The sequence below is a fragment of the Microvirga guangxiensis genome, assembly GCF_900102135.1.
Classification (GTDB): Bacteria; Pseudomonadota; Alphaproteobacteria; order Rhizobiales; family Beijerinckiaceae; genus Microvirga; species Microvirga guangxiensis.
Genome location: NZ_FMVJ01000034.1, coordinates 1 through 1,653 on the forward strand (window position 1 = coordinate 1; position 1,653 = coordinate 1,653).

At 54.4% G+C, this 1,653-nt stretch carries 1 pseudogene; it reads right to left on the bottom strand.

Annotation, left to right across the window (positions count from 1 at the left end):
- A pseudogene (locus BLP10_RS23800) lies at positions 1-479 on the bottom strand (DNA translocase FtsK); the annotation flags it as partial.
- Positions 480-1,653: the final 1,174 nt, after the last annotated feature.

Consider the following 1,653-nt stretch of genomic DNA (forward strand, 5'->3'; position numbering starts at 1 on the left):
TTGCCCGAGCCGGTGGTGCCGGCCACGAGCAGGTGGGGCATGCGGGCGAGATCGGCGATGACGGGCTCGCCGCCGATGGTCTTGCCCAGGCACAGTGGCAATTTCTGCGTTGATCCCTTGAAGTCTTCCGACTCAAGCATCTCACGAAGATACACGGTTTCACGCGTATCGTTAGGAAGCTCGATGCCGATGGCGTTGCGGCCCGGGACCACAGCGACGCGGGCGGAGACTGCACTCATGGAACGGGCAATGTCGTCTGAAAGTGCGATAACCCGCGAGGATTTGACACCTGGAGCAGGCTCAAGTTCATAGAGGGTAACGACGGGGCCTGGGCGGACATGAATGACTTCACCCTTAACACCGAAGTCACGGATAACCTTCTCAACCCTGCCAGCTCTCTCCTCGAGAATATCTTCGGTGAGCACAGGTCCTTCACTTTCGGGAGGCTCAGCCAGCAGTTGAACATCCGGAAGTTCGTAGCCTGTATTCCTCGTACGCTCCACCTTCGGGAAATTGATCACCTGCGCCACTACAGCCTGGCCAGCCGAAACAGAGACGTCAGAAGCAAGGGTGCCAATATTCGCAGTTGCGAAAGCTGACCGATCTGCGTTTTCGGAAATTTCTATCAATTCGAGAGACGATGAGATTTCTTCGCTATACAGGGAGAGATAGCATGGATCGATTTCCTCAGCGTTCTGCTCAGGTGCGAGCACTCCTATTTCAGGAATGGCCACGTCTTCAGGTTCAATCCACTCGGACATACCCGAAAGAGATTCCTGATTGTCAATGGAATCGGCGTCCTCTGTGATAATGGGACCACCGTCATGAGGGTCGTCTTCTATTGAAAGGTCGATAGACGACTCAGGCTTAAAAAATACTGAGATTTTGTAGAGGCTCGATTGGAACGCGAATCCCGAGAAGACAGGCCTCGCCTTCTCTATTGCGACAGGCAGCAGCAACTCGCCCTGATGCCTTAGAGAGGCCTGCTCCGTCGAGGAGCAATCTGACACCACCTCACAGTTAGCAATGTCAACACCATTAAGTCGTGTTTCCAAATGTTCATACACATCTGCCGAGTTGGCAGCGGATGCGGTTGCTACATCTTCTATCCTTTCAATCGGAATTGGAGGCTCCTCTACGGACACCATCCCCCCGGCTGGATGGATGGACTGTACAACCGGCGAACCTTCCGTCTCCAGCTCGAATGTAGAGAAACCAAGTGAGTTGGGCTCGGCAGCATTCCGCAGACGCTCCAGGCGTCTGCGGATAGCTTCTGTGCAGGATCGATCCGCAGCACGAGCGAGGCGAACGATATCTATGGCCTCGCCTGATGAAAGGGCCACTACATTGGTTTCTGACTGCTTCTTGATGATGCGGTCAGGGGTGCGCGTTGCTCTCACATCCTTGTCGAGTGCAAAGGCCTTCCACCACCCCGGTTCGGCTTCACCAGCAGAAGACCAAGGAGTTTCCCAAGCAGACTTGTCACGACCTGTCTCCACTGAGCCATCCCGCTCTTGAGTCTCAGCTTCAAGTCTGGGAGTTCTTCCTGCTTGCTGAACAGCAGTTGGAAGAAAGTCATTGGGCTTAAATGGCTTATGCATGAGAACTGGCAAATCCGTCGGAGGTGAAAATAGGGTGCCGCTACTGCGGCTC